Genomic DNA, 26440 nt, shown 5'->3' with positions numbered 1-26440 from the left:
TAAACAACGGTGGATTAAAAGAACCCCAGCGGATTGATGTCGTAGCTCACCAGCAGGTTCTTGGTCTGCTGGTAGTGATCGAGCATCATCTTGTGGGTTTCACGCCCGACCCCGGACTTCTTGTAGCCGCCGAAGGCAGCATGCGCCGGGTACAGGTGGTAGCAGTTGGTCCACACGCGACCAGCCTTGATCGCACGGCCCATGCGGTAGGCGACATTCATGTCGCGGCTCCACACGCCGGCGCCTAGGCCGAACTCGGTGTCGTTGGCAATGGCCAGGGCTTCGGCTTCGTCCTTGAAGGTGGTCACACCGATCACCGGGCCGAAGATCTCTTCCTGGAACACGCGCATCTGGTTGGTGCCCTTGAGCAGGGTCGGCTGGATGTAGTAACCGCTGGCCAGGTCGCCGTCCAGACGCTCGGCGGCGCCACCGGTCAGCACCTGCGCGCCTTCCTGCTGGGCGATCTCCAGGTAGCTCAAGATCTTGTCGAACTGCTGTTGCGAGGCCTGGGCACCGACCATGGTCTCGGTATCCAGCGGGTTGCCGCGCTTGATCTGTTTGACCTTCTTCATCACCTCGACCATGAAGGCGTCGTAGATCGACTCCTGCACCAGCGCACGCGACGGGCAGGTGCACACCTCGCCCTGGTTGAAGAAGCCCAGCACCAGACCTTCGGCGGCTTTCTCGATGAAGGCCGGCTCGGCGTTCATGATGTCGGCGAAGAAAATGTTCGGCGATTTGCCACCCAGCTCGACGGTGCTCGGAATGATGTTCTCGGCCGCGCATTTGAGGATGTGCGAACCGACCGGGGTGGAGCCGGTGAAGGCGATCTTGGCGATGCGCTTGCTGGTGGCCAGCGCTTCACCAGCCTCGCGGCCGAAGCCCTGGACGATGTTGAGCACGCCCGGCGGCAGCAGGTCGCCGATGATTTCCATCAGCAGGGTGATCGACAGCGGCGTCTGCTCGGCTGGCTTGAGCACGATGGCGTTGCCGGCGGCCAGGGCCGGAGCCAGTTTCCAGGCGGCCATCAGCAGCGGGAAGTTCCACGGGATGATCTGCCCGACCACGCCCAGCGGCTCGTGGAAGTGGTAGGCCACGGTGCCGTCGTTGATCTCGGCGGTGCTACCCTCCTGGGCGCGGATGCAGCCGGCGAAGTAGCGGAAGTGGTCGGCAGCCAGCGGTACGTCGGCGTTGAGGGTTTCACGCACGGCCTTGCCGTTGTCCCAGGTTTCGGCCACGGCCAGCAGCTCGAGGTTGGCTTCGATGCGGTCGGCGATTTTCAGCAGGATGTGCGAGCGTTCCTGCACGCTGGTGCGCCCCCAGGCATCGGCGGCGGCATGCGCGGCGTCCAGTGCCTTGTCGATATCGGCGGCGTTGGAACGGGGAAATTCGGCGATCACCGAGCCGTCGACCGGGCTGGTGTTGCTGAAATACTGGCCGCTGAGCGGGGCGACGAACTCGCCACCGATGTAGTTGCCGTAACGCGGCTTGAGGGTGACGACGGCGCCGCTAGTTCCAGGCTTGGCATAAATCATGAGCGTTCTCCGAAACGATGTTGTTGTAGTTGTACGTAGCAGGTGAGCTGACGTTCAGCCTGGGTCGATCATGAGCCGATTTCATGGGCGCAACTTGACTGCACAGGGGGCTTGCTGTCGTGCAAAGTCAACTTTGCAGGCGCCAACGCTGCCTGTGTCGTAATGGGTCAAGTCGTCCGCTGCGTTTTGGTGCGAATGTTTCAAAATGACTCACTCGCCTGGCAGGGCGGGGCACGGAGGTGGCGTTTGAACCGTGGTTTTGCGGTGCGACAGTGCAGGCGTATTTCTTGCTTGTCGAAACGCACTGTTACCAAGGAGGCCCCGATGAGTGCCTTTCTCTCCCAGGCAGGTGGTTCGTTCGGCGCTTCGCTGTTGTCCGGTGCGCCGGCTAATGCGGGTGTGCTGGCGGCTGCTGCGAGTGGCCTGTGCGGCTTCATCGAAAAGCAGGGCGGTGACCCGGATCGTATCCTCGGGGTCTCCGGCATCGACCCCGAGTGCCTGCGCCATCCGACCCTGAGCCTGGCGCTGCCCAATTACTGCCAGGTGCTGGAAGAAGCCGCGCATCAGTCCGGCTGCGACAACTTCGGTCTGTACTACGGTCAGCAGTTCAAGCCGCAGGCGCTTGGCCTGCTTGGTTATATCGGGCTGTGCTCGGCGACCCTGGAACAGGCGCTGATCAACTTCGCCCGCGCCTTTCCGCTGCACCAGCGCAACAGCCTGATCCGCCTGGTCGACGAGGGCGAGTGCTACCGCTTCGACTATCAAGTGCGCCATGGCGCCATTCTCAGCCGCCGCCAGGATGCCGAGTTGACCCTGGGCATGGCCCTCAACCTGGTGCGTCATGTGCTTGGCCCGCAGTGGGCGCCGCGCGCGGTGCACTTCGAACACCCACGGCCAGAGCATTGGCACGAGCACTGTAAGGTGTTCGATGCGCCGGTGTATTTCGAGCAGCCGTGCAATTCCCTGCTGATTCCCAAGCGCGGCCTCGACCGCGCCATGCCGGACAGTGATCCGGTACTGCTGATGGTCATGCAGGACTCGCTGAACCAGATCAGCGCCCTGTGCGGGCGTGGTGAGCGGGATATGGTCAACGACGTGCGCGAGCAGATTCGCCAGCGTCTGCTGTACGGCGAGCCGGCGCTGGAAGATGTCGCGGAAATGCTCGGCATGGCCAGTTGGTCGCTGCAGCGGCGCCTGCGTGAGCAGGGGCTGAGCTTCTCGCAACTGGTGGACAACGTGCGCCGCGAACTGGCCAACCGTTACCTGCGCCAGCCGCAGCTACCCATCTCGCACCTGGCGCCGTTGCTCGGCTATTCGGAAACCAGCGCCTTCTCGCGCGCCTTCCGCCGCTGGTTCGGCGTCAGCCCACGGCAGTGGCGGCGTGAGGATGGTTCGCTGAGTTGAGGTCAGTAGGCGGCGCGGATGGCGCGCACGTCGTAGCCGTGAATCACCTGGCCGCGCAGATCGATCACCGGCACGCCCCGGCCACCCAGCGCCTGGTACTGGGCGCGGCCAGCCGCATCGTTCTCGATATCCACTTCGCGATAGGCAATGCCATCCTCGGCGAACAGCTCGCGGGTCTTGGCGCAGTAACCGCACCATTGCGTCGCGTAGAGCACGATCTCGCCGCTGGCGTTGCCGGCCTGCGGCGGGTTCAACCAGCGGTCGATCTTGTCCCAGTTCTGCCACAGAGCCAGCGCGGCGAGCAGCAATACAATCGTCTTCATGGTTTCGCGTCCTTGTGTGATAGCGCGGTCATGTCAGGCCCGTAGGTTTGTAGGGTGGGCTTCAGCCCACCAACAACGATCTCAGCTTCCTAAGGTAGCTCGGGTGCCGACTTGGACTGCTTTGGTGGACTAAAGCGGATCGCCACCCGGCCCGCCCTACGAATGCATCAATCCTGCCGCCGCTTGAGCTGATCTTTCAACTGGGTCGGCAACTGACGAATGATCAGCATGTCGCGGCCCTCGTCGTATTCGATCTTCGAGCCCAGCAGGTGCGCCTCGAAGCTGATCGACAGCCCTTCAGCACGCCCGGTAAAGCGCTGGAACTGGCTCAAGGTACGTTTGTCCGCCGGAAATTCCGGGGCCATGCCGTAGTCCTTGTTGCGGATGTGCTCGTAGAAGGCCTTGGGGCGTTCCTCGTCGATCAGCCCGGAGAGCTCTTCCAGGGTGATCGGCTCGCCCATCTTGGCCTGGCCGGTAGCGTAGCCGACCAGGGTCTTGGTCTTCTCGCGGGCCTGTTCTTCGGGCAGGTCTTCGCTTTCCACGAAGTCGCTGAAGGCCTTGAGCAGGGTGCGGGTTTCGCCGGGGCCGTCGACGCCTTCCTGGCAACCAATGAAGTCGCGGAAGTAGTCCGAGACCTTCTTGCCGTTCTTGCCCTTGATGAAGGAGATGTATTGCTTGGACTGCTTGTTGTTCTGCCACTCGCTGATGTTGATGCGCGCGGCCAAGTGCAACTGGCCCAGATCCAGGTGCTTGGCCGGCGTCACGTCCAGCGCGTCGGTCACCGCCACGCCTTCGCTGTGGTGCAGCAGGGCGATGGCCAGGTAGTCGGTCATGCCTTGCTGGTAGTGGGCGAACAGCACGTGGCCGCCAGTGGACAGGTTAGATTCTTCCATCAGCTTCTGCAGGTGCTCGACGGCCTGGCGGCTGAAGGCGGTGAAGTCCTGCTCGCCATCGAGATAGGCCTTGAGCCAGCCGCTGAACGGGTAGGCGCCGGATTCCTCGTGGAACAGCCCCCAGGCCTTGCCCTGCTTGGCGTTGTAGCTCTCGTTGAGGTCGGCCAGCAGGTTCTCCATGGCTTGCGACGTGGCCAACTCGCTGTCGCGGGCGTGCAGCACGGCGGGGCTGCCGTCGGGCTTCTTGTCGATCAGGTGGACGATGCAGTGACGGATCGGCATGGCGGTCTCGTGGGCAAATGAAACAAGAGCCGAAGTTTACCCGAAGCGGGTCATGGATTCTGGTGCGCATGCATCGGTGAACGCTATGCAGCCGCTCGCGGCTAAAGCCCACAGAAGTCGTCGCGGGCTCAGTCCAAGCGATGGACAAACTTCGCGTTGTCCACGAACTGTAGGAGCCCCGCCCCAGGGCGAATGGTGGGTTCAGCTCATGATCGAGGTTGCCTGAACCATTCGCCGCGAGGCGCGGCTCCTAACCGTCAGAAACGGCTACTTCACTTTTACTCAGGGTGGAGGCGCTTTTTCCATCCACTGCGCATCGGTGGACATGAAAAAGCGATGTCCACCCTACGGCTGCCGCCGCCGCTGCAACTCGCGCAACCGCTCGATCACATAGCGCACATGCATGTGCAGCTCGTACAGCTCATTGGAGTACGACAGCGGCACTTCCACCGCGGCGAGTTCGTCTTCCAGTTTCTCCAGCCGCTCGATTTCGCTGCCGAGCGCGTCCGGCAGTGAGCCGGCGTGCAGTTTGCGGTCGATCTCGCGCAGGTATTTGTACCAGCGGTAGATGCGCGCGCGGATGCGCCACTGGTAGATCGGCCCAACGGCCTTGAACAGCGGGATCATCACCACGATCAGCGGGATCAGCAGGATGATGTAGCGGTCGGCCAGCGAGGCGATGCGAAACGGCAGGTAGCGCTGCAAAATCGGCAGCCCCTTGGCGTAGTAATGCCCGGCATCCTTGTGCAGCTCGAAGGTGCGCGGCTCGGCGCTGGGGAAGGTGCCGGCGGCGTCGAGCAGATTGCCGTTCTTCATCACCTCACGGCTGGCTGCGAGAAACAGCGGCACCAGGCCGGGGTTGAAGTCGTCATTGACCACCAGCGTGGCCACCGGGGCCAGGGTGACAATGTCGCGGTCCGGCGCATTGCTGGCCAGATCGAGCAGGCCTTCACCGACCTTCACCTGATTGAAGAAGGGCAGGCGCGCCTCGTAGGCCGCAGCACGGCGAAAGTGCGCCAGGGCGATGTCCGGGTTGGCGGCCAGTTGCTGCACCAGGGCATTTTCTGCCGGGCCGACGAAGAAGGCCGCGTCCAGCTCGCCCGCCATCAATGCGCGAGCGGCCTTACCGCCGCCGAGGCTCTGCCAGGTGTCGGGATACTGCTCGGGGACGATGGCGTTGGCGCCGAGGATGGCGTCGCTGGCGGCGCGCGTACCACTGCCTTCGCCGCCCAGGCCGAGGCGCAGCGGCAGCAGGTCGGCAATGCGATCCAACTCAATGTCACGGCGATAGAACAGCCACAGCGGCTCCTGATAGATCGCCCCCAGGCTCTGTAACTGGCGTTGTTCGTCAGGCGCCAACTGGCGCTCCAGGCCGCTCTGCACCAGGGCGATCTGCACCTCGGGCGCCTCGGCGAGCAGGCGTTGCAGGTTGTCACGCGAGCCGGAGGTGGGTACCAGGGTGAGCTCGAAACCTTCCTTGGCCAGTTCTTCCTTCAGTCGCTCGGCAAACTGCTGATAGGCGCCGCCTTGCGTGCCGGTGGCCATGCTGGCGCTCATCGGCGGTGGCGGCGCGACGAACTGGAACAGCGCCCAGACCAGCGCGGCCACCACCGGCACCACCCACAGGTTGGCCAGGATCATGATTTTCAGGTCATTGAGTATGCGGCGCATGAGGCTTCCTTTCGGCAAATTCAGCCTAAGGATAGAACCCATGTTCCCCAAGGTCATCCGTGGTGAGGATGACGCTCTTTCATCCGCCATCAGGCATGCGCGGAGGATCGCTACGCCAGCGCCTTGTGCCGGGCGCGCAGATGATCGAGCAGCAGCAGGGCGACGAGCAGTGCCACGGCATACAACGCATCGCTGCCGAGCATCACCAGCACCGCCGCACAGAGCAGCGTGCTCAGCCCGGCCAGCAAACGCCAGATACCGCGCAACAGCACCCAGCCCGCTGCCATGCTGAACAGGTAGATCAGCACGAAGTTACCATTGGCATAGCGAATCAGGTCATCCACCGACAGCTTCAGCGTGGCCGACAGCACGGCGCACAGCGCGCAACTGATCACCACCAGCAACAAGGCCTTGCCCGGCACGCCCTGGCAGTTGCGCACGGCCAGGCTGGCGGGCAGGCGACCTTCTTCGGCCAGGCTCCAGATCAGCCGGGCGAACCCCTGGATGTATACGTTCATCGAAGCGAAGCAGGCCAGGTAGCCCAGCACCGCCACCAGCGCGCGTGCCTGGTCGCCGAGCAGTTGCTCGAACAGGCGCGGCAGCGCGGTGGTATCGCTGTGCACGTCACCGTAGGTGGCAAAACTCAGCACCGCCACCGAACAGGCCCAGTACACCAGGCCAGCCAGCAGCACACCGAGCAGCAGCGCCAGGGGGAAGTCGCGCTCGGGGCGTTTGAACTCCTCGCCCAGGTGAGTGAAGGCCTCGATGCCGACGAAGCACCAGAACATCACCCCCAGCGCTGTCGGCAGCAAATGCCATTGGCCGTCCATGGCTGGCAGCAGCGGCTGGCTGGCGCGCGGCAGATCACCCATCCACCAGATCAGCGCAACGCTGGCAACGATGGCCACGGCGATCAACCCCTGCAGCAGGCCCGAAGCTTTTGGCGGGCGCTGGCCAAGCAGCAGAATGGCAGCCAGCGTGGCCAGTTCGATGGCCAACAGGCCGACGCGATCAAGGTCGAACAGCGCCAGCCAGAAGCCGCTGGCGATATGCAGCGCAGCCGGCAGCCCGACCGGCAGCACGGCGAGAAACAGCAGGGCACTGACGCCTTCCATGCGCTGGCCGAAGGCGCGGCCGATCAGGTGCGGCGCGCCGCCGGCATGTGGGAAGCGCTTGCCTAATTGAGCGAAGGTGAAGGCCACCGGCAGCACCAGAGCAATGAGGATCATCCAGGCCCATAGCGACGCCGCGCCTGCGGCCGTGGCGGCCAACGCCGGCACCACGAAGATGCCCGTGCCGAGCAGTGAGGTGCTGAGCAGGGCGACACCCTGCAGCAGGCCCAACTCCTTGTTCAATCGACTCATGGGGTATGCTCACGCCTTTATTGAAGCCGCCATGGTAGAGCGCCGCCCGCTTGCAGGCTGTCGCCTTTTGCCGACGAAATGGCGGTTTCCTCCGTCAACCTGATTGCCACCCCGAGAAGCCCGTGGACAAGTTCGATCGCCAGATCCTCGCCCTGCTGCGCAGCGACGCGCGCACCTCCGTCAGCCACATCGCCCGTGAGGTCAACCTGTCACGTTCGGCGGTCAGCGAGCGCATTCGCCAGCTGGAAACGAGCGGGGTGATTCGCGGCTATCACGCCCAGGTGGCGGTGCCAGGCGAGGGCGGGGTCAAGGCCTTCCTCGAACTCTTCTACCAGAATGGGCGCTGCCAGGATTATGTCGAGCGCATGCGCGAATACCCGGAAATCCGCCACTGCAGCGGCATCAGCGGCGAAACCGACATGCTGGTGCAGGTCGAAGCACCGAGCATGGCGCGCCTGAGCGAAGTGCGCGCGGCCATCGAAGCCTTCCCGCAGATGCAGCGGGTCAAGACCCATATCGTCGTGCAGGACTGGCCGCTATGAGCCTGCGCGTCCTGCATACATCCGACTGGCACCTTGGCCAGCACTTCATGGGCAAGACCCGCCAGGCCGAACACCAGGCTTTTTGCGCCTGGCTGCTGGAGCAGGTGCGCGCGCATCAGGTGGACGTGCTGCTGATCGCCGGCGATGTGTTCGACACCGGCGCGCCACCCAGCTATGCCCGCGAGCAGTATTACCGCCTGGTGGTGGCGCTGCGCGATGCCGGTTGCGCCCTGGTGGTGCTCGGCGGCAACCACGATTCACCGGCCATGCTCGGTGAGAGTCGCAGCCTGCTGGCGCAACTGGGCACGCATGTGGTGCCGGGTGTGGGAGTCGATCTGGCCGAACAGGTGCTGCTGCTGAAGGATCGCGCTGGCCAGCCGGGCGCCATCCTCTGCGCCATCCCCTTTATCCGCCCGCGTGACGTCATGTCCAGCCAGGCCGGGCAAAGCGCACAGGACAAACAGCAATCGCTGCAACAGGCCATCGCCGAGCACTACCGCGCGTTACACGAGCTGGCGCTGAGCAAGCGCGAGGCACTGGGCCTGGCACTGCCGATCATCGCCACCGGCCACCTGACCACCGTCGGCGCCAGTGCCAGCGAGTCGGTACGGGAAATCTACGTCGGCAGCCTGGAAGCCTTCCCTACCAGCGCCTTCCCGCCAGCCGACTACATCGCCCTCGGCCATATCCACCGCCCACAAAAGGTTGGCGGTCTGGAGCATGTCCGCTACTGCGGCTCGCCCATTGCCCTGTCCTTCGACGAAGCGCGCCAGCAGAAGGAAGTGCTGCTGCTGCAGTTCGGCGAGGCCGCGCTGCACTCGATCACAGCGCTGCCCGTGCCGGTATTTCAGCCAATGGCGAGCCTGCGCGGCTCGCTCAAGGAACTGGCCGATGCCATCGCCGAAATCGCCAAGCAGGGCACACCCGAACGGCCCGTATGGCTGGAAGTGCAAGTGAGCACCGATGACTACCTGAGCGACCTGCAAAGCCGCATCAACGCCCTGTGCGAAGGTCACCCCGTCGAAGTGCTACGCATCCGCCGCGAACGTGGCAACGCATCGGCCAACCTGACCAGCGAAGCGCGGGAAACGCTGGACGAACTATCCGTGGAAGACGTCTTCGTCCGCCGCCTGCAGCAGGAAGCCTTGCAGGAAGAGGATGCCCAGCGCTTGCAAGGGCTGTATTGGCAAGTGCTGGAAACACTGCCCAACGCCTAACGGCACCCCGTAGCCCGGATGCAATCCGGGAATGGCCCTCGCAACAATCCAGCCAAGTGCCTGCCCGTAGCCTGGGTAGAGCACAGCGAAACCCAGGTGCGATTCGATGGGTGTCGTGTTGCTCTAGCCAGCCGACGCTGCTGCTCGTGCAATCGAGATTGGCAGGAGGTCGCCATGGCCGACTCCTTGCCTGTTTTTGTATAGTGGTAATGGTTGAGCAAAAAGAGGAAGTCAAGCGAATACGTTGGCAGGACAGTGATGTGGCGGTAGCGTATTGATTTAAATGGTTTTTCTTTGTGGTTGGCGTGACGATAGTGCGGAGTTAGATGGAAGGCTCTACTATCGTGTTAGTACCGCCTTCCATCTAATCACTGTTATGTGCTTTTCTAGCCCCTACGCCAAGGAGGGAGAATGAATAAAATAAATAGCAATAAGAAAAAAAGAACGAACAAAGCGCCAGAGAGCAGCTACGAGAAAATTAAACGCGCCCTAGAAAATCCAAACTATAAATTCAGAACAATAAATGGCGTTGCATCTGAGGCGCATGTGAGTTTTGAAGCCATCGAAAAGGCCATGAGAGAGCACTCTGACGAAATTGTTAAACTCTTCAGAAAAGGCGAAAATGGTGAAGTATCGCTGTTGATCTGGCCAAGTCCGTTTACCAAGTTGCCGAGAGTGTCCGATTCGGCCAGGTGGTGCAGCGCAAGCGGCTGAACCGAGAGGCGTTCCGGCGATATATACAGGAGCAGGCCGAGCCGGTCGAGTGGGTGATGGAAGCCTGTGGTACGGCACATTACTGGGGGCGCTTGGCGCAATCGCTCGGCCATCAGGTCAAGCTGCTGCACCCGCGCTACGTGCGGCCCTATCGCCGTCGTAACAAAACCGACCGCAATGACTGCGATGCCATGCTCGAAGCGGCGCGCTGCACCGATATTCATCCCGTGCCGGTGAAGAGCCACGAGCAACAACAGCTCCAGCAATTGCATGGGCTGCGGGAAACCTGGAAGAAGAGCCGCACCCAGCGCATCAACCTGCTGCGCGGCATGCTGCGTGAAGCGGGCATCGAAGCCCCGACCTCGACCGCCGCCTTTATCCGTGCAGCTAGTGAGCTGGTTGAGCAGCCTGAACTCGCATCCTTGAGCCGTCTGCTGCATATCGTCCTGGCTGAGATCAACCTGTACGAACAATGCATGGCCGAATGCGAACAGCAACTTAAGCGCTGGCACGCTGACGATGAAATCGTACGCAAACTGGATGAAGTCAGTGGTATTGGCTTGCTGACCGCCAGTGCCCTGACCGCCGCTGTCGGTAAGCCCGAGCGCTTTGCCAATGGTCGCCAGCTCAGCGCCTGGCTGGGTATGACACCGCGCGAGTTCAGCAGTGGCAATAGCCGCAAGCTCGGCCATATCAGCCGACAGGGCAATGTCTATGTGCGCACTTTGTTTATCCATGGATCCCGCGCGGCCTTGCTGGCGGCACAACGCTGCCAGGCCCGCACACCGGAAAAACTGACCCAACTGCAGCGCTGGGCTGTGCAGACAGCAGCCCGTATCGGCCACAACAAGGCGGCGGCGGTGGCGCTGGCCAACAAACTGGTGCGGATCTGCTGGGCGGTGTGGTGCCACGAGCGGCGGTTCAATGGCAATTGGCAGAGCGGAAAGCCCGCCTGACGGCGGGGGTAATCAGTAAAGGTGTGATGGTTTTCTTGTGGTTGTGGTGAGCAGCAGCATTGTCGGTACAGGTGAGTCCTGCAGCGGAACAAGGCCGATAACAATGATGATCCTCGTGATCGATTGAACGCTTGGCCCCCGCTGCGCGAACTACAGAATGGCCAGGGCGGTAGCGCCCAGAACAGGCCGGATATACGAATGCAACCGCGCTGACGACAGGTGCAAAAGCAAAGCTTTACTCACTACTTGTGGGGAGAGTCCATATACAAACGTTAGACCCAGATCATGAACGGACTCACCCGAGAGAATTCATCAACCATTGCTTTTGTCGTGAATTGCTATCTCAGTAACTCAATCAGCACAGATGAATTGCAGCAATGGGCTACACGAATCATGGAATCAACTGAAGCATGTCCTGATTACATAGTTGAATTGCTGAGCTTTGATGCTCCTCGCTTCCATATCTACAAGGTAATCGGCTTCAGCCCTTGTCGTAGTTTTACAAGTCAGGAGGATGAAGCAATTCTTGGCATTACATACCTACGTAATCGCGAGGTTTTTGACGGCCCAACTAGAGAACGTGCTATAAGCTCGTTACATATGAGTCAGGCTGTCCTTGCAGAATTTAGAACTGCTTTCCCGTTCATCCAATTAGCGGTGTAATGTCTAACAAATGTATATGAACTCTCCCCGCAAGTAGTGAGCAATAGTTTTTTGATCCTCTCGTCAGCGCGGTTGCATGCGTATCCTGGCCTATTCTGGGCTTTTCCGCCCTGGCCATTCTGTAGTTCGCGCAGCGGTGTCCAGGTGTTCAGTCGATCACGCGGATCATTGTCGTGATCGGCCCTGCTGCGCTGCAGGGTTTGCGTGCGGCGGAGTAGCGCCGTGCAGCCAATCTCTGTAACCCTCACGCGCCCTGCGCAAACACCATCCCCAGGCCAAGGGATGGCATGTTTGCAGAACATTGTCAGAACCCCACGAAAAGTCCCGGCGCGGTGAAGTGGCGCCCGGAAGTCGTTCTATGCTGTCAGTAGTGGCTTTTTGACTGGGGAGCGAAAGGGCCGTGATCACGACCTGGGGGCGAGCGCTGGATCCCTTGCACGGCTTGCCCGAGGCTACCCGGCAGGCATTCGAGCAGTGGTATCGGCAGGCCAAGATTGCGCAGATTCGTTATGTCGCCTTCCTGACGATGGTGCTGTACCTGATCTACGCGGCCATCGAGCAGAACGTAACCGCTCCATAAACCCCACCTTCAACTGACCTGTCCGTTCCCGGATGCTGGGCTCCCCATTTTTTCCCGTGGAGCTCCGTCATGATGCGTCCCGACGCCAAGGTGCAGAAGGTCTATCTCTACCCAAAGCCCGTCGATTTCCGCAAATCCATCAACGGCCTGGCCGCTCTGGTCGAGCTGGACATCAAGGTGGAAGTGTTCAACCCCGTGCTGTTCGTGTTCCTCAACCGCACCCGCAGTCAGGTCAAGATCCTCTACTGGGAGCGCAATGGCTTCTGCCTGTGGCTCAAGCGTTTGGAAGCCGAACGCTTCAAGACCAAGCCCGATGCCGGCGACGAGGCCATCGAGCTGACGGTCGATGAGTTGAACTGGCTGCTCGACGGCATCGACCTGTGGCGCAACCGTCCGCACCAGATACTGACGCCGCGTTTCGTGACCTGAGCCGGTATAATCCACGGCCATGATCGCCGTGCCCGCCCCCCTTCCTGACGACCCAATCCTGCTCAAGCATTTACTGCTGCTGGCCAGTGAACAGGCGGCTGCGAAAGATGCTCGCATAGAACAACTTCAGGAACAGGTCGCCCTGCTGCGCCACAAGTTGTTCTCGCCCAAGTCCGAGCGCAGCCCTGAAGATACCGACTCGCCGCAGTTGGCCATGTTCAACGAGGCCGAAGAGCTGATCGAAGCGCTGTCCGCCGCGCCAAGCGAAGCCGAAGCCGAAGCCGAAGCCGAAGCCGAAGCCGAAGCCGAAGCCGAAGAAATCGTTGCGCCGGTCAAGCGCCGTGGCAAGCGCAAGCCGTTGCCGGCCAACCTGCCGCGTGTCGAGGTCATCCACGACCTGCCCGAGCACGAGCTGACTTGCGCCTGTGGCGCCTGCAAACAGCTCATCGGCGAGGAGACCAGCGAGCAGCTGGAGATCATCCCGATGCAGGTGCGGGTCATCCGCCATATCCGCAAGACCTACGCCTGCAAGGCCTGCGAAGCGGCGCCGATCACTGCCGACAAGCCGGCCCAACTGATCGAGAAGAGCCTGGCCAGCCCCAGTGTGCTGGCGATGCTGCTGACCACCAAATACGCCGACGGCATCCCGCTGTACCGCTTCGAGAAGATGCTCAGCCGCCACGGCGTCGAGATCCCGCGCCAGACCCTGGCGCGCTGGGTGATCCAGAGCGGCGAGCAACTGCAACCGCTGCTCAACCTGCTGCGCGACAAGTTGCTCGAATACCCCGTTTTGCACTGCGACGAAACGCGCTTGCAGGTACTGCATGAACCGGGACGCGATCCCACCGCGCAGTCCTGGATGTGGGTACAAAGCGGTGGACCACCGGATAAGCCGGTGATCCTCTTCGACTACACCGCCAGCCGCGCGCAGGAGGTGCCGCTGCGCCTGCTCGATGGTTATCGCGGCTACCTGATGACCGACGACTACGCCGGCTACAACGCCGTGGCCGCGCAAGAAGGCATCGAACGCCTCGGCTGCTGGGCGCATGCGCGGCGCAAGTTCGTCGAGGCGCAGAAAGTGCAACCCAAGGGCAAAACCGGCCGTGCCGACATGGCGTTGAACCTGATCAACAAGCTCTACGGCATCGAGCGGGACCTGAAGGACGCTTGCGATACCGAGCGCCTGGTCGCCCGTCAGCAACGCAGCCAGCCGCTGCTCGATCAACTTAAGACCTGGCTGGACAAGACCCAGCCGCAGGTCGTCGGGCAGACGGCGCTGGGCAGGGCGGTGAACTACCTGGCCAGCAACTGGAGAAAGCTGGTGCGCTACGTCGAAGGTGGACATCTCCCGATCGACAACAACCGCGCGGAGAACGCCATCCGCCCGTTCGTTATCGGGCGCAAGAACTGGCTGTTCAGCGACACGCCCAAGGGGGCCACGGCCAGCGCGCAGATCTACAGCCTGATCGAAACCGCCAAGGCCAATGGCCAGGAGCCTTACGCCTGGCTGCGCCACATCCTCGAACGCCTGCCGGCCGCCAATAGCGTCGAGGATTACGAAGCGCTGCTGCCGTGGAATTGCTCGCCAGTGAGCGCATCCTGACAGACCCGCTCCATCAGCAGTAGGTGGGGTTTATGGAGCGGTTACAGCAGAACGTGGAGAGCGATCAACCGCTGCTGCGCCTGGTCATCCATGCGCTGTTGGTACCGGGCATGTTGTTGTCCGTCGGTCTGTTGAGTTTTCGTCCTGAGCGGCATTCGTTGATGCTGGCCTTGTTGACCACGGCGCCTATCGTTTCGGTGTTGTCCAACCTGTATTTCAACGCCGGCACGCCACGCTTTGTGCTGTATGCGCCGGAGATCTATCTGAACCTGATGTGGACGTTCGCCATCTCCGGGCTGGCGCTCAAGCGCGCCATGCTTACGGCAATGCTATCGATGCTGGCGATCATGCTGGTTACCCTCGAAGAGACGCTTGCGCCTGGGCCGCAGCGTCTGCATCTGATCTGGACGCTGGCGTCGTTCTCCTTTGGTCTGCTCAGTGCCTTTATGCTGGAGAAGGCGCACAAGCGCATGTTCCTGCATCAAGACAGCCTGGCGCTGAGCGCCAGTGTCGACAGCCTGACCGGGCTGTGGAACCGTGCGCGCACCCTGCATTTTCTGATCGAGGAGGTGGCGCGGGCCAACCGTTACGGCGCGCCATTTTCGGTGGTGCTGATCGATATCGATCACTTCAAGAACGTCAACGATCTTTACGGGCATGCCGTGGGGGACAGTGTGCTGCGGCAGTTCGCCGGGCTGCTGCGTGATGGCGTGCGTGTGGTGGACAAGGTTGGCCGGCTTGGTGGCGAGGAGTTTCTGATCATCCTGCCGGAGACGGATGCTGCCAGCGCCGAGCGTGCGGTACATGCCCTGCAAAAACGTATCAACGGATTTTCCTTCGAGCGGGTGCAGCACAAGAGTGCCAGCTTTGGCATTGCCGAGTACCGCCCCGGCGAAAGCCTGGACAGCCTGATGGAGCGCGCGGATCAGGCGATGTACCGTGCCAAGGCCAATGGCCGTGACTGTGTCGAAACGCTCTGAGGGAGCGCCTGGAAACATACCCATTGCGCGATGTTGCGCAGCCGACATTGCCTGGCCTGCGTGCGAGGTGGTGTTTTTCTGACTGGAGACGCTTTATGCAAAGAATTGCCCAGACCCTCTGTGTGGTTGCCGTGCCGTTGTTACTGGCGGGTTGCGCCACGTCCGCCAGTGAGCAGGATGGCCGCGTGACCGAGCAATGGCAGGGCCGTTGGAACGGGCCGGAGGGCACCTACCTGGAGATCACCGGCACGCCCGCCGATTACCGCCTGACCATCGCCAATCTCGACGGCCCACGACGCTTTGTCGGCCGGGCGCAGGGTGGGCAGATCGTCTTCGTCCGTGACGGTGTGGTGGAGCGCATCCGTGCCAGCGACGGCGAGGCCACCGGCATGAAGTGGCTGCTGGACAAACAGAACTGCCTGACCGTGCGCAGCGGCGAGGGCTATTGCCGCGACTGAATCCCCGATATGCCAGAATGTGCGCCTCCATCGGCTTACGACCTGTGCATGAAAATCCTCAGCCTGCGCCTCAAGAACCTCAACTCGCTCAAGGGCGAATGGAAGATCGACTTCGCTGCCGAGCCTTTCGCCGGCAGTGGCCTGTTCGCCATCACCGGGCCGACCGGCGCCGGTAAGACCACGCTGCTCGATGCCATCTGCCTGGCCCTGTATCACCGCACGCCGCGCATGAGCACGCTGTCGGCCAGTGGCAACGAGCTGATGACGCGACACACCGCCGATTGCCTGGCCGAGGTCGAGTTCGAGGTCAAAGGCCAGGGCTACCGCGCCTTCTGGAGCCAGCGCCGTGCGCGGGACAAGATCGACGGCGCGCTGCAGGCGCCCAAGGTGGAGCTGGCGCGGATGGCCGACGGTGAAATCCTCACCGACAAGATTCGTGAAAAGGAAAGCCTGACCGCCGAACTGACCGGCCTGGACTTCGAGCGGTTCACCAAATCCATGCTGCTGGCGCAGGGCGGTTTCGCCGCCTTCCTCGAAGCCAATGCCAACCAGCGCGCCGAGCTGCTGGAGGAGCTGACCGGCACCGAGGTGTACGGGCAGATTTCGCAGCAGGTCTACGAACGCACCAAGGCGGCGGAGCAGGTGCTGAGCCTGCTGAAAAGCCGTGCCCAGGGCATGGAGTTGCTGGACGAAGCGCAGCGCACCGAGTTGCAGGCCGAAGCCGAGCGCCTGGCGCAGGAGCAGGCGCCACTGCTGGCCGAACAACAGACGCTGCTGGCGCAGCAGCGCTGGCGTGAGGTGTTGCAGCGCGCCGAGCAACAGGCTGCCGAAGCCACATTGCGGCTGGAGCAGGCCCGCCAGCGTCAGGCTGATGCCGGCCATGATCTACAGCGCCTGGCCGCCAGCGAGCCCGCCGCACGTTTGCAGCCGCTGCACCAGGGCTGGCAGCAGGCGCAGCACGATTGCCAGCAGGTTGAACAAGGGCTACTGGCCCTGCGCGAGCAGATGCAGGCGTGCGCCGAGCGTGAGCGCCAGGCGCTGTGGCAGGCCAGTGGCCAGGCCACGCATTGGCGTGACGAGCGCCTGGCCGCCCTGACGCAGGTGCAGCATCAGCACGCTGAGGTGCAGGCCTGGCTGAGCGAGCACCGCCAGCAGGCGCGATTGGGCGAATTGCTCAGTGGCTGGGACGAGCGTTTTGCGCAGCGGGCAAAGGCTGAGCAGGCGTTGCAGGCGACGCAGATGCGCCTGGACGAATCCGCTGCACAACTGACGACGCTGCAGCGCCAGCGTGAAGAGCAGGGCGTGCGCCTGGCGACGTTGCAGCAGCAGGTGCAGCAGGCGCGCGACGCCGAGGCACAGCAGCAAGGCGCCGTACTGGCGCTGCTGGGGGACGCCGGTGAGGCCGGCTTGCGCCAGGTTTGGCAGCGTCTGCAAGCACGCAGCCGGGTATTCGACCGGCTGCAGCAATTGGCGCAGAGCCGCGAAGCGCTGGCCAGGCAACTGGGCGAACTGCCGCCGCGCCTGGCCGAGCTGCAAGGTTTGCAGAGCGGCAAGAACGCGGAAATCACGACCCTGCGCGAGCGCTACAAGACACTCAAGCAGCAGGTCGCCGACAAGGAAAAGCTGCTGGAGCAGGAACAACGCATTCAGGATCTGGAGGCCCATCGCGCCCGCCTGCAACCGGGCGATGCCTGCCCGCTGTGCGGCTCGCACGAGCATCCGGCGATCAGCCAATACCAGGCGCTGAACGTCTCGGCCTCCGAGCAGGCGCTGGCGCAGTGCCGCAGTGAGTTGAGCGAGCTGGAAAGCCAGGGCGCCCATATGCGCGATGAGCTGACCCGCCTGGCCGCGCAGATCGAGCAGGTGCAGGCGCAACAGGCGCAGGCCGAGGCGCAATGGCTGCCGCTGGATCAGCAGTGGCAGCAACAACTGAACGAGCATGACATCCGGCTGCAGACCGTTGCCGAGTTGGTCGTTCTGCAACAGCAGCACGAGCACGAACTGGCGGCGGTGCAGGCGCGCCTGGAAACCGTGCAGGCGCAGCAAACCGAACTGCAGCGCCTGCGTGAGGTACGTGAAAAGGGCGAGCGCGCGCAGGCCGAGGCCGAGCGGCAGCAGGCGTTGCTCAGCCGTGATCTGGACAACACCCAGGCGCGTCTGGCTGACCAACAGACTCAACTGAGTGATTTGCAGGCCGAGCAGGCGCAGTTGAGCCAGGCATTGCTGGCCAGTCTGCAAGGCTTCGCCAGCGCGTTGCCGGCCGACAGTGCAGGCTGGTTGATGCAGCAGAAAGCCGCCTGGCAAGCCTGGCAGCAGGCGCAGGCGGACGAGCTGCAGTTGCTGCAACGCGCACGCGAAGCACAGCGACAACTGGACGAAGCCCAGGCGCAGGCCGAGCACTGGCAACAACGTTGGCAGGCGGCGGGTGCGCCGAGCCAGCAGGCTCCGGTAGCGGCGGCCGACCCGCAGCAGGCGCTGCGCGAGGCGGCCGAGCGGCTGGCCGCCACCCAGCGTGAACGCGACGGCCTGGCCGGCAACGAGCAGGCCCAGATCGCCTTGCTGGCGCGCGAACAGCAACGCCTGCAAAGCTGCTGGCAGACCTGGCAAGAGGCGCTAGCCAGCAGCCCCTTCGCCGATCAGGCGGCGTTCGAAACGGCCGTGCTGAGTGAAGACGAACGCCAGCGCTTGCTGCAGCTCAAGGCGGATCTCGAACGCGCGCACACCCAGGCCATGACCCTGCAGGCTGCAGCCCAGGCCGAGGTGCAGCGCCTGCAGGCCGAAGCGCAAACCGAGTTGAGCCTGGAGGCGCTAGTCGAGCAGATTCAGGTATTGCAGGAGCGTTTGCGTGGCCTGAGTGAACGCCAGGGCGAGCTGCGCGCGCAGTTGCAGGCCGACGCGGCGCGACGTAGCAGTCAGCAGGCGTTGTTCGCTGAGATCGAGGCGCAGACCGGCGAACATGCGCTGTGGCAGCAACTCAATGGCCTGATCGGCTCGGCCGATGGCGCCAAGTTCCGCAAGTTCGCCCAGGGCCTGACCCTCGATCACCTGATCCACCTGGCCAATCGCCAACTGACGCGCCTGCATGGCCGCTACCAACTGGCGCGCAAGGGCAGTGGCGAGCTGGAGCTGGAGGTACGCGACACCTGGCAGGCCGACGTGGCGCGCGATTGCCGCACGCTGTCCGGTGGCGAGAGCTTTCTGGTCAGCCTGGCGCTGGCCCTGGCACTGTCGGATCTGGTCAGCCACAAGACCAGCATCGACTCGCTGTTTCTCGATGAAGGCTTCGGCACGCTCGATGGCGAGACGCTGGAGGTGGCGCTGGACGCGCTGGATAACCTCAACGCCAGCGGCAAGACCATCGGCGTGATCAGCCATGTCGAGGCGATGAAGGAACGCATTCCGGTGCAGTTACGGGTACACAAGGGCGTTGGCCTGGGTTACAGCCGGCTCGACGCACGTTTTGCAGTCAAAGAAGGGGCATGACGATGTTGATGCGAGCGAAGGATTCCACCCTGCTGGTGATCGACCTGCAGGAACGCCTGTTACCCGCCATCGATGGCGGCACGGCGGTGGTCGAGCAGGCCACCTGGCTGGTGCGCGTGGCGCAGCGCCTGCAGGTGCCGGTGATCGCCACCGAGCAATATCCCAAGGGGCTGGGCTACACCGAGCCGGCCCTGCATGAACTGCTGCCGGGCGATGGGTTGCGGGAGAAGATTCATTTTTCGGCAACCGCCGGGGCTGGGCTGTTCGACTTGCCCGGTGGCGAGCGCAGGCAGTTCGTCGTCTGCGGCACAGAAACTCATGTCTGCGTACTGCAGACGGTAATGGGCCTGCTGGCGGCCGGGCGTGAAGTGTTCGTGGTCGACGAGGCGGTGGGATCGCGCCGGCCACGCGACAAGGCCTTGGGGCTGGCTCGCATGGAACGTGCCGGCGCGGTGATCGTTTCGCGCGAGATGGTCGCCTTCGAGTGGCTGGAACAGGCTGGCACCGAGTTGTTCCGCGAGGTCAGCAAGGGCTTTATTCGCTGATCATTGACTGCTCATTTTTGGTCCCCGCCTTCGCGGGGATGACGACTGTCTGGAGTCCTCGTCATTCCCGCGCAGGCGGGAATCCAGGCGCCACGTTTTTTCGGTTATGGCGCGGCATCTTCCGGCCCGGGTTGGTAGTGGCCAGCCTGCAGGTCGTCGAAATACTTCTGGTAACGACCGTCGTCGCGGAACTGTTGCAGGCGAGCGTTGAAGCGCTCGCGTAGCGCTTCGCTCTGCGCCAGGCGCTTGGGCAGCATCAGGTAACTGAGGTTGACCAGCAGCGGTTTGGGGTGGTGGGTGATGCGCTCGGCATCGGCGCTGGAGAACTCGTTGAGCAGCGCGGCGTAGCCGACGTTGAGCTCCTGCGGGTAGAGCACCACGCGCTCCTTGAGCAGCTTCTCGAAGTTCTGCCGGTCGCTGGACACTCGTTCGATGAGCACCTTGCCTTCGGCGAGAAAGGCATCGAATGCCGGCCCGTAGCTGTATTCCAGGCCGCCGCCGAGGGTCATGCCACTGAGGTCGTCGAAGCGCTGCCAGTCGAACGGCTGGGTTTTCAGGTGGAAGAACACGAACTGTTCGTTGAGCAGTGGGGCGCTGAAGAGAAAGTCGGCCTCACGCTCGGTCTTGTGCATCCATACCGCGGTGGCGTCGAACCGGCCTGCGGCGGCTTCGGCGTAGGCGCGGGGCCAGGGCAGGAAGGTGAATTCGACACGGTAGCCTTCCTCGGCCAGCAGGTCGCGCAGCAGGTGGGCCACTGGCCCCTGGTGTTCGAGCCGGGCTGACAGGTAGGGCGGCCACTCGCCGGCGCTGATGCGTAACAGCGGGGCTTCGGTAGCGCCCAGAGGGCTGCAGACGATCAGGCCGAACAGGGCGATTAACAGGCGTTGGCGCATCTGATGACTCCGACAGCTCAGGCGGGAGGATTATTCAACTTTACGGCTTTTGTTCTGTTGATCCCAGTCAGCGTCGTGCTCTCAGGCGCGTGAAATGATGACAGCCTGGGGGATGACCCTGTATCGGTTTTTGCACCCACTTGATGCGGGCGCCAGCAGGCAGATATGCCTATGCTTGGAGCAACAAGTCGGTGGCAAGCCGCGAATCGAAGGCCTGGCGTCAGGCATTCCGGTGATGGAGTCTCGTTTTGCACAAAGCGCTGCATTACTGCCTGTTCTGGCTGTTGGCCGGCGCCTGTTACGGCGCGCAGCCGACGCTGACCTTCTGTCACGAAGACCAGGACTCCTTCCCCTGGGTAATGACCGACGGCACCGGCCTGAACCTGGAACTGCTCGGCCTGGTTCAGCAGGCTTTGGGGCTGCAGGTGACTTACGTTGCAGTGCCCTGGAAGCGCTGCCTTTCAGGGCTTGAACAGGGGGTCTACGACGGCGCCTTCGCCGCCAGCTTCAAGCCCGAACGCCTGCAGATGGGCCATTACCCGAGCGATAGCCGAGGGCAGGTGGACGCGCACAGGCGTTTGCACAGCTCACGCTATACCCTGTATCGCCGGGTTGGCAGCGCGGTGTCCTGGGATGGCCGGCATTTCAGCCAGGTCAATGGCCAGGTCGGCTCGCTCAGCGGGTTTTCCATCCGCGATCTGTTGCTCGACCACGGGCTGGCGGTGGACGAGTCGAGCCGCGACCCGCTGGCGTTATTGCAGATGCTGGTGCACGGCCGGGTCGAAGCGGTCGCCTTGCAGACCATGCGTGGTGATTTCATCCTGCAGGCCAATCCGCAGTTGGCTCGGCAGGTGGAGAAGTTGCCGCATCTACTCGAAGAGAAAGCCTATTACCTGATGCTGTCCAGGGCGCTGCTGATGCGTGACCCCGAGCTGGCCGAGCGGATCTGGAGTGAAGTGCAGCGCCAGCGTGACTCGGCGGCGTATCAGGCGCGCGTCAGGGCTTATCTGGCGCGGCCCGATCCCTGAGAAAATGACCATGGGTATTCCCGTGGCGCTTCGGTATCGCTAGAGTCCGCCGCTTCTTCCGTGCATCTTTCGGGTCCATAACGCATGACCTTCGCTGCCTGGCTGACGATCAGCCTGTTCGTTCTCACCTACCTGGGCATGGCGGCTGGCGGCATTCGCGGCCTGCGCATCGACCGCAGCTGGATCGCCTGTTGCGCCGCCGTATTGCTGTTGGTCAGCGGCGCGCTGAGCATGCAGGATGCGGCCCATCATCTCGACCCTGGCGCGCTGTTGCTGCTGCTGGCGCTGATGCTGATTTCCGCGCAGTTCGACTTTTCCGGGGTGTATGCCTGGCTCAACCGCTACCTGACCGAGCATGCCGAGCGTCCGGCGCTGTTGCTGCTGGGTGTGGTGTTGCTGGGCGGTGTGCTGTCGGCGGTGCTGGTCAACGATATCGTTGCCTTCGCCCTGACTCCGCTGCTGTGTCGCAGCCTGCATTTGCGTGGGCTGGAGCCTCGGCCATTTCTCCTGGCGTTGGCGTTGTCCTGTAATGCTGGCTCGGCCGCCAGCCTGATCGGCAATCCGCAGAACATCCTTATCGGTCAGGCCGGCGGTCTGGATTTCTGGGGTTATGTGGCCGTGGCCGGGCCGCCAGCGCTGACGGCGATGGCCATCGTTTATGCGGTGATCTGGCTGCAGTGGCGGCAGCGCTGGGGCGTGGCCATGCCACTGACGGCGGACGATACGCCGGTCGAGCTGATCCATGGTGCGCGCAGTTACCTCAAGCCGCTGCTGGCCAGCGTGGCGCTGCTGGCGCTGTTCGCCACGGCGCTGCCGCGTGAATTGTCGGCATTGCTGATCGCGGTGCTGGTGATGGTGTCGCGCCGGGTAGACAGCCGCGATTACGTGAGCAAGGTGGACTGGAATCTGCTGCTGCTGTTCGTCGGGCTGTTTCTGGTCAGCGGTGCCGCCTTGCAGTTGCCGCAAATGGCGCAGGGGGCCGCCTGGATGGCCGATCACGGCTTGTTGCCGCAGGGGGTGATATCGCTTGCGACTTCTTCGCTGGTGGCGGGCAACCTGATCGGCAACGTACCGTTCGTGGTGTTGCTGCTGGGGTTGATGCCGCAGTTGTCGCCTGAATTGCTGATCGGCCTGGCGGTGATGTCGACCCTGGCCGGCAACCTGCTGCTGATTGGCAGCGTGGTCAACCTGATCGTCGCTGAAGGGGCGAAGCGCCAGGGCGTGCGCATCGGCTTTGTCGACTATGCGCGCAGCGGCGTGCCGGTGACGCTGCTGAGCATGGCCGTGGCCGGGCTTTGGCTGGTGTCTGGGGGCTGGTTGCCCTGGTAGGGCGATCAGTGCGCACCATTAGGTCTCAGCACCAGCGGCTGTCGCGCCAGGCACTGCGGGCTTGTCCGTCCTTGAACGTCCAGGCCACCAGGCGGCTCTGCTTCTGACCCTGGGACATGCCGAGGATGCGTACCTCGACCGCACCGGCCCTGGCCAGCCAGCCTTGCAGCAGTTCGACGTTACCGCCTTTCGATACCAGGCTGCTGAACCACAGCACCTGCTCGGCGACCTGCGCGCTCTCGCTAGCCATGCGCTTGAGAAAGGCAGCCTCGCCACCTGGGCACCACAGTTCGGCCGCCTGCCCGCCGAAGTTGAGTACCGGCAGCTTGCGTTTGGGGTCGAGCTTGCCGAGGTTGCGCCATTTGCGCGTGCTGCCGCTGCTGGCCTCGTCGGCGCTGGCGTGGAAGGGCGGGTTGCACAGGGTCAGGTCGATACGCTCCTCGCTGCCCAGCAGGCCGAGGAAGATATGCTCGGCATTGGCCTGCTGGCGCAGTTCGATGCTGCTGGCCAGTTGCGGGTTGGCGGTGACGATGGCCCGCGCCGAGGCCAGCGCGGCCGGGGCGATATCGGCGCCGATAAAGTGCCAGGCGTACTCGCAATGGCCGATCAGCGGGTAGATGCAGTTGGCCCCGACGCCGATATCCAGCGCGTGTACCCTGGCGCCGCGAGGTATTTGCCCGTCATTGTCGGTCGCCAGCAGATCGGCGAGGTTGTGCAAATAGTCGGCGCGACCGGGAATCGGCGGGCACAGGTAGCCGTCGGGAATGTCCCAGTGGCGGATGCCGTAGTACTGCGCCAGCAGCGCGCGGTTGAACACCTTGACCGCCGCCGGGTTGGCGAAGTCGATGCTGGGCTTGCCGTAGGGATTGGTGATCACGAACTGGCCCAGCTCGGGGCTGGCCTTGATCAGCGCGGGAAAATCGTAATGCCCCTGGTGACGGTTACGCGGGTGCAACTGGCCCTTGCTCGGTGCAGTCTTTACAGCGGCAGGGGCAGGTTTGCGCGGGCGTTTCGGTGGCTGGGACATGAGCGAGCATCTGGCGATGTGGGCGCGGATTTTCTCATGCTTTGCTTGCAACCCGTAACCCATGGCAGTGCGGGAGCGGCCTGTGCTGCCGTTAATGAAAGCTGGCAAGTGGCCATAAAGCAGCTGGCTTTGTATTGATCCAGGTCAATCGGAGACTTGCTGGCGGCCTTAGACTTCGCGCCTCTTCGATCAGCAGCAAGGAGGCACCATGGCATACCTGGGGTGGAGCGACGACCTCGATACCGGTATCGCGGTAATCGACGATCAGCACAAGCGCATTGTCGCCATGATCAATCAGTTGGACGATGCCCAGCGCACCGCCAGCAAGGCGAAGGTGGCTGCGGTAATCGACGAGCTGATCGACTATACCGTCTCGCACTTCGCCTTCGAGGAGGCGATGCTCGAAGAGGCCGGTTATGTTTTCACCAAGGCGCACAAACGGGTGCATGCGCTGTTTATCAAGCGTGTGGAGGACTATCGCCAGCATTTCACCGCCGGCGAGGATATTACCGACGAGCTCAAGGGCTTGCTGGGACGCTGGCTGTTCAGCCATATCCGCAGCGACGACCGCAACTATGTCGACGCCGTTAACGATAACCTGCGTCGACTGAGTGCCGACGTCTCCGAAGGTGGGTGGCTGCGTCGCGCCGGGCGGCGTTTTTTCCGCGGTGCGGCGTGAATGTTCTCAGAGTGGAAAGATCAGTGGCACCAGCACCACGCTGACGATCATCACCAGCAGGGTAAAGGGCACACCGACCCGCACGAAGTCGCCGAAGCGGTACTGGCCGGGGCCGAGCACCAGGGTATTCACTGGCGAGGAGATCGGCGTCATGAACGCCGCCGAGGCAGCCAGTGCGACGGTCATGGCGAAAGGCAGCGGCGAGGCGCCCAGTGCCTGCGCGGTGGCGATGGCCACCGGCGCCATCAGCACCGCCGTGGCGGTGTTGGAGATGAACAGGCCAATCACGGCGGTCAGCACGAACAGGCTGGCGAGTATCAGATGCGGCCCGGCTTCGCCCAGGCCACCCACCAGGCCCTGTACGGCCAGCTCGACGCCGCCGGTCTGCTGCAATGCCTGGGCGAAAGGCAGCATGCCGACGATAAGAATCAGCGTCGGCCAGTGAATGGCGCGGTAGGCGCTGTCCAGGTCGATGCAGCGAAAGGCGCCCATCAGCAGGCAGGCAATCAGTGCGGCCTGTACGTTGGGCACCAGGCCGGAAACCATCAGCACGACCATCACCGCCAGGCTCAGCAGGGCGTAGGGCGCCTTGCGCGCGGCGGGCGCCACTTCGGCCACTTCCGCCGGTAGGCTGAGTACCAGGAAATCGCGGCTCAGCCCTTGCAGGCGGTGAATGTCGCGCCAGGATCCGGCCACCAGCAGGGTATCGGAGGCTTTGAGCTTCTCGTCCACCAGCACGCCCTCCAGCGCCTGGCCCTGGCGGCGCAGGCCGACCACGTTGAGTTTGTGCCGCGAGCGAAAGCCCAGTTCCTGAATGGTCTTGCCCGGCAGTTGCGACTCCGGCGGCAGCGCCACTTCGGCAATGCCCAGTTCATGGGCGTGCAGGCTGAAATACGAATGCGGCAGCGGCATGGGCTCGAGGCCTAGCACCTGGTAGCTGCCGAGCAGGCCGATGGCGGGACTGGCGATATCCACCAACAGCACGTCGCCCGGTTCCAGCAGGGTATTGCCGCTGGCCATCAGCAACAGGGTGCGCAGGCGCTGGCGGCGTTCGATGGCGATGACGTTGATGCCATGATCACGACGCAGTTGCAGCTCGTTGAGCACCTGATTGGCCAGAGGCGAGTCGGCGCGTACCTGCAGGCGCCGCTCGCGCTCGCTCAGGCGATAGCGCTTGGCCAGATCGGCCAGGGTCAGGCGTGGCGGCTCGCCCCCTTCACCCGCGTGCTTGCGCACCAGCCAACGCCGGGCGATCAGCATGTAGCCGATGCCGAGCACCAGCACCGCCAGGCCAATGGGCGTGAGATCAAAAAAGCCAAAACCATCCAGCCCGGCGCGGCGCAGTTCGGCATGCACCACCAGGTTTGGTGGTGTGGCGACCAGCGTCAGCATGCCGCTGATCAGGCCGGCGAAGGCCAGTGGCATCATCAGTCGCGCCGGGGCGATGCGCAGGCGCGCAGCTACACCGAGCACCACGGGGATGAAGATCGCCACTACACCGGTGGAGCTCATCACCGAGCCCAGGCCGGCCACCGCCAGCATCAGCAGAATCAGCAGGCGCGTCTCGCTGCTACCAGCCTTGGCCACCAGCCAGTCGCCCAGGCGGTAGGCGATGCCGGTGCGCACCAGGCCGTCGCCGATGACGAACAGCGCGGCAATCAGGATGACGTTGGCGTCGCTGAAACCGGCCAGGGTCTGCTGCAGGTCGAGTACGCCGGTCAGCGGCAGGGCGACCAGCACCAGCAGGGCGACCACGTCCATGCGTGGCTTGCCGATGACGAAGAGGGTGACGGCACCGGCCAGCAGGCCCAGCACCCAGAGCAGGTCAGGATTCATCGTACT

24 protein-coding genes are annotated in these 26440 nt (G+C 63.2%); 16 read left to right on the top strand and 8 right to left on the bottom strand.

Features of this window, described 5'->3' with window-relative positions:
* Nucleotides 1–14 precede the first annotated feature (14 nt).
* Nucleotides 15–1535 carry an acetaldehyde dehydrogenase ExaC gene (gene exaC / locus J7655_RS16180; RefSeq protein WP_230925311.1) on the bottom strand — a complete coding sequence of 507 codons (1521 nt, stop codon included), beginning with the start codon at nucleotides 1533–1535 and terminating at the stop codon, nucleotides 15–17.
* Nucleotides 1536–1859: 324 nt separating this feature from the next.
* On the opposite strand from exaC, the gene qhpR reads away from it, so the two are divergent.
* Nucleotides 1860–2939, top strand: a complete 1080-nt coding sequence (gene qhpR / locus J7655_RS16175) for an AraC-like transcriptional regulator QhpR (RefSeq protein ID WP_230925310.1) — start codon at nucleotides 1860–1862, stop codon at nucleotides 2937–2939.
* Nucleotides 2940–2941: 2 nt separating this feature from the next.
* Here the strand turns inward: qhpR and J7655_RS16170 are convergent, their stop codons facing one another.
* The 4 genes from J7655_RS16170 to yjeH all read right to left on the bottom strand — a co-directional run bounded on the left by J7655_RS16170 (nucleotide 2942) and on the right by yjeH (nucleotide 7472).
* Nucleotides 2942–3262 carry a glutaredoxin family protein gene (locus J7655_RS16170; RefSeq protein WP_230925309.1) on the bottom strand — a complete coding sequence of 107 codons (321 nt, stop codon included), beginning with the start codon at nucleotides 3260–3262 and terminating at the stop codon, nucleotides 2942–2944.
* Nucleotides 3263–3429: 167 nt separating this feature from the next.
* On the bottom strand, nucleotides 3430–4437 hold the full coding sequence (gene yejK / locus J7655_RS16165; protein WP_143510255.1) for a nucleoid-associated protein YejK: 1008 nt from the start codon (nucleotides 4435–4437) through the stop codon (nucleotides 3430–3432).
* A gap of 345 nt (nucleotides 4438–4782) precedes the next feature.
* The gene (locus tag J7655_RS16160; protein ID WP_230925308.1) at nucleotides 4783–6108 is read right to left on the bottom strand and encodes a TAXI family TRAP transporter solute-binding subunit; all 1326 of its coding nucleotides are present in this window, start codon (nucleotides 6106–6108) and stop codon (nucleotides 4783–4785) included.
* Between the two features lie 110 nt (nucleotides 6109–6218).
* Nucleotides 6219–7472, bottom strand: a complete 1254-nt coding sequence (gene yjeH, locus J7655_RS16155) for an L-methionine/branched-chain amino acid transporter (protein ID WP_230925307.1) — start codon at nucleotides 7470–7472, stop codon at nucleotides 6219–6221.
* Nucleotides 7473–7594: 122 nt separating this feature from the next.
* Between yjeH and J7655_RS16150 the strand changes: the two genes are divergently transcribed.
* The 12 genes from J7655_RS16150 to J7655_RS16095 all read left to right on the top strand — a co-directional run bounded on the left by J7655_RS16150 (nucleotide 7595) and on the right by J7655_RS16095 (nucleotide 19642).
* Nucleotides 7595–8014, top strand: coding sequence for an Lrp/AsnC family transcriptional regulator (locus tag J7655_RS16150; protein ID WP_125875136.1), 420 nt, complete (start codon nucleotides 7595–7597; stop codon nucleotides 8012–8014).
* Nucleotides 8011–9231, top strand: a complete 1221-nt coding sequence (gene sbcD / locus J7655_RS16145) for an exonuclease subunit SbcD (RefSeq protein WP_230925306.1) — start codon at nucleotides 8011–8013, stop codon at nucleotides 9229–9231. Before J7655_RS16150 ends, sbcD begins: the two co-directional genes overlap by 4 nt.
* 411 nt (nucleotides 9232–9642) lie before the next feature.
* Nucleotides 9643–9945 (top strand): hypothetical protein, encoded by a 303-nt coding sequence (locus tag J7655_RS16140; protein WP_230925305.1) that lies wholly within the window; start codon nucleotides 9643–9645, stop codon nucleotides 9943–9945.
* Nucleotides 9864–10901, top strand: a complete 1038-nt coding sequence (locus J7655_RS16135; RefSeq protein ID WP_230927744.1) for an IS110 family RNA-guided transposase — start codon at nucleotides 9864–9866, stop codon at nucleotides 10899–10901. The genes J7655_RS16140 and J7655_RS16135 overlap by 82 nt, the downstream gene beginning before the upstream one ends.
* Nucleotides 10902–11186: 285 nt before the next feature.
* Nucleotides 11187–11564, top strand: a complete 378-nt coding sequence (locus tag J7655_RS16130) for a hypothetical protein (protein WP_230925304.1) — start codon at nucleotides 11187–11189, stop codon at nucleotides 11562–11564.
* A gap of 400 nt (nucleotides 11565–11964) precedes the next feature.
* Complete coding sequence (locus J7655_RS16125; RefSeq protein ID WP_230925303.1) at nucleotides 11965–12144, top strand: hypothetical protein; 180 nt, start codon at nucleotides 11965–11967, stop codon at nucleotides 12142–12144.
* Nucleotides 12145–12213: 69 nt separating this feature from the next.
* Nucleotides 12214–12573, top strand: a complete 360-nt coding sequence (gene tnpB / locus J7655_RS16120; protein WP_003460146.1) for an IS66 family insertion sequence element accessory protein TnpB — start codon at nucleotides 12214–12216, stop codon at nucleotides 12571–12573.
* Between the two features lie 19 nt (nucleotides 12574–12592).
* Nucleotides 12593–14176, top strand: a complete 1584-nt coding sequence (tnpC, locus tag J7655_RS16115) for an IS66 family transposase (protein ID WP_230925302.1) — start codon at nucleotides 12593–12595, stop codon at nucleotides 14174–14176.
* 32 nt (nucleotides 14177–14208) lie between these two features.
* The gene (locus tag J7655_RS16110; protein WP_230925301.1) at nucleotides 14209–15156 is read left to right on the top strand and encodes a GGDEF domain-containing protein; all 948 of its coding nucleotides are present in this window, start codon (nucleotides 14209–14211) and stop codon (nucleotides 15154–15156) included.
* Nucleotides 15157–15251: 95 nt separating this feature from the next.
* Nucleotides 15252–15614, top strand: a complete 363-nt coding sequence (locus J7655_RS16105) for a hypothetical protein (RefSeq protein ID WP_230925300.1) — start codon at nucleotides 15252–15254, stop codon at nucleotides 15612–15614.
* A gap of 48 nt (nucleotides 15615–15662) precedes the next feature.
* Nucleotides 15663–19097, top strand: a complete 3435-nt coding sequence (locus tag J7655_RS16100) for an AAA family ATPase (protein ID WP_230925299.1) — start codon at nucleotides 15663–15665, stop codon at nucleotides 19095–19097.
* Nucleotides 19098–19099: 2 nt separating this feature from the next.
* Entirely contained in the window at nucleotides 19100–19642 is a 543-nt protein-coding gene (locus J7655_RS16095) for a hydrolase (RefSeq protein ID WP_230927743.1), read from the top strand.
* A gap of 104 nt (nucleotides 19643–19746) precedes the next feature.
* On the opposite strand, the gene J7655_RS16090 is transcribed toward J7655_RS16095, so the two are convergent.
* Nucleotides 19747–20535, bottom strand: coding sequence for a substrate-binding periplasmic protein (locus tag J7655_RS16090; protein WP_230925298.1), 789 nt, complete (start codon nucleotides 20533–20535; stop codon nucleotides 19747–19749).
* Nucleotides 20536–20783: 248 nt separating this feature from the next.
* On the opposite strand from J7655_RS16090, the gene J7655_RS16085 reads away from it, so the two are divergent.
* A complete protein-coding gene (locus J7655_RS16085) occupies nucleotides 20784–21563 on the top strand; it encodes a substrate-binding periplasmic protein (RefSeq protein ID WP_230925297.1) in 780 nt (259 codons plus the stop codon).
* Nucleotides 21564–21647: 84 nt separating this feature from the next.
* Nucleotides 21648–22892 (top strand): SLC13 family permease, encoded by a 1245-nt coding sequence (locus tag J7655_RS16080; protein ID WP_230925296.1) that lies wholly within the window; start codon nucleotides 21648–21650, stop codon nucleotides 22890–22892.
* A gap of 25 nt (nucleotides 22893–22917) precedes the next feature.
* On the opposite strand, the gene rlmF is transcribed toward J7655_RS16080, so the two are convergent.
* On the bottom strand, nucleotides 22918–23919 hold the full coding sequence (gene rlmF / locus J7655_RS16075) for a 23S rRNA (adenine(1618)-N(6))-methyltransferase RlmF (protein WP_230925295.1): 1002 nt from the start codon (nucleotides 23917–23919) through the stop codon (nucleotides 22918–22920).
* 208 nt (nucleotides 23920–24127) lie between these two features.
* Here rlmF and J7655_RS16070 point away from each other — a divergent pair, with 208 nt between their 5' ends.
* Nucleotides 24128–24598, top strand: coding sequence for a bacteriohemerythrin (locus J7655_RS16070; RefSeq protein ID WP_230925294.1), 471 nt, complete (start codon nucleotides 24128–24130; stop codon nucleotides 24596–24598).
* Between the two features lie 6 nt (nucleotides 24599–24604).
* On the opposite strand, the gene J7655_RS16065 is transcribed toward J7655_RS16070, so the two are convergent.
* Nucleotides 24605–26434: an SLC13 family permease gene (locus tag J7655_RS16065; RefSeq protein ID WP_230925293.1), complete on the bottom strand. Its 1830-nt coding sequence runs from the start codon at nucleotides 26432–26434 to the stop codon at nucleotides 24605–24607.
* Nucleotides 26435–26440 lie beyond the last annotated feature (6 nt).

It is taken from the genome of Pseudomonas wenzhouensis (genome assembly GCF_021029445.1).
Taxonomy (GTDB): domain Bacteria; phylum Pseudomonadota; class Gammaproteobacteria; order Pseudomonadales; family Pseudomonadaceae; genus Aquipseudomonas; species Aquipseudomonas wenzhouensis.
The sequence above is the reverse complement of the archived record's forward strand: the minus strand, read 5'-3'. Positions and strand labels throughout refer to the sequence as shown.

Excerpts from the sequence above, each read along its gene's own strand:
- J7655_RS16100 (WP_230925299.1), top strand. The coding sequence starts at position 15,663 with ATGAAAATCCTCAGCCTGCGCCTCAAGAACCTCAACTCGCTCAAGGGC.
- J7655_RS16140 (WP_230925305.1), top strand. The coding sequence starts at position 9,643 with ATGAATAAAATAAATAGCAATAAGAAAAAAAGAACGAACAAAGCGCCA.
- tnpB (WP_003460146.1), top strand. The coding sequence starts at position 12,214 with ATGATGCGTCCCGACGCCAAGGTGCAGAAGGTCTATCTCTACCCAAAG.
- rlmF (WP_230925295.1), bottom strand. The coding sequence starts at position 23,919 with ATGTCCCAGCCACCGAAACGCCCGCGCAAACCTGCCCCTGCCGCTGTA.
- J7655_RS16065 (WP_230925293.1), bottom strand. The coding sequence starts at position 26,434 with ATGAATCCTGACCTGCTCTGGGTGCTGGGCCTGCTGGCCGGTGCCGTC.
- sbcD (WP_230925306.1), top strand. The coding sequence starts at position 8,011 with ATGAGCCTGCGCGTCCTGCATACATCCGACTGGCACCTTGGCCAGCAC.
- J7655_RS16070 (WP_230925294.1), top strand. The coding sequence starts at position 24,128 with ATGGCATACCTGGGGTGGAGCGACGACCTCGATACCGGTATCGCGGTA.
- J7655_RS16080 (WP_230925296.1), top strand. The coding sequence starts at position 21,648 with ATGACCTTCGCTGCCTGGCTGACGATCAGCCTGTTCGTTCTCACCTAC.
- tnpC (WP_230925302.1), top strand. The coding sequence starts at position 12,593 with ATGATCGCCGTGCCCGCCCCCCTTCCTGACGACCCAATCCTGCTCAAG.
- J7655_RS16160 (WP_230925308.1), bottom strand. The coding sequence starts at position 6,108 with ATGCGCCGCATACTCAATGACCTGAAAATCATGATCCTGGCCAACCTG.
- exaC (WP_230925311.1), bottom strand. The coding sequence starts at position 1,535 with ATGATTTATGCCAAGCCTGGAACTAGCGGCGCCGTCGTCACCCTCAAG.
- J7655_RS16130 (WP_230925304.1), top strand. The coding sequence starts at position 11,187 with ATGAACGGACTCACCCGAGAGAATTCATCAACCATTGCTTTTGTCGTG.
- yejK (WP_143510255.1), bottom strand. The coding sequence starts at position 4,437 with ATGCCGATCCGTCACTGCATCGTCCACCTGATCGACAAGAAGCCCGAC.
- yjeH (WP_230925307.1), bottom strand. The coding sequence starts at position 7,472 with ATGAGTCGATTGAACAAGGAGTTGGGCCTGCTGCAGGGTGTCGCCCTG.
- J7655_RS16090 (WP_230925298.1), bottom strand. The coding sequence starts at position 20,535 with ATGCGCCAACGCCTGTTAATCGCCCTGTTCGGCCTGATCGTCTGCAGC.
- J7655_RS16110 (WP_230925301.1), top strand. The coding sequence starts at position 14,209 with ATGGAGCGGTTACAGCAGAACGTGGAGAGCGATCAACCGCTGCTGCGC.
- qhpR (WP_230925310.1), top strand. The coding sequence starts at position 1,860 with ATGAGTGCCTTTCTCTCCCAGGCAGGTGGTTCGTTCGGCGCTTCGCTG.
- J7655_RS16170 (WP_230925309.1), bottom strand. The coding sequence starts at position 3,262 with ATGAAGACGATTGTATTGCTGCTCGCCGCGCTGGCTCTGTGGCAGAAC.
- J7655_RS16105 (WP_230925300.1), top strand. The coding sequence starts at position 15,252 with ATGCAAAGAATTGCCCAGACCCTCTGTGTGGTTGCCGTGCCGTTGTTA.
- J7655_RS16095 (WP_230927743.1), top strand. The coding sequence starts at position 19,100 with ATGTTGATGCGAGCGAAGGATTCCACCCTGCTGGTGATCGACCTGCAG.